Raw genomic sequence first — 258 nt, forward strand, 5'->3', positions numbered from 1 at the left:
CTTTCAGTTGTTGAACGTAAGCTATATGAAGTAAACCCTGCAGATGGAGAATGGCTATCTGAACACTTTTCTGGCCTTCCACATTACCTCACTAAGTATTTCGCAAATCGCTATGTTTCGATATTTAAGAAGCAAGGGCGCTTTGCCGCGAACACTTTTATTCGTGAAAAAATGGTACCTGCGCATAGGCGTGTTCTGTTGGTACTAGAGCAATACAAGCAACTTCCTACTACTTCTAAGGTTGCTTTGCTAAGTGAT

At 41.5% G+C, this 258-nt stretch carries 1 pseudogene; it reads left to right on the forward strand.

Annotation, left to right across the window (positions count from 1 at the left end):
• Positions 1-258 (forward strand): annotated as a pseudogene (locus A3712_RS27870) (replication endonuclease); the annotation flags it as partial.

Source organism: Vibrio sp. HI00D65, assembly GCF_001635455.1.
In the GTDB taxonomy this organism is placed as follows: Bacteria; Pseudomonadota; Gammaproteobacteria; order Enterobacterales; family Vibrionaceae; genus Vibrio.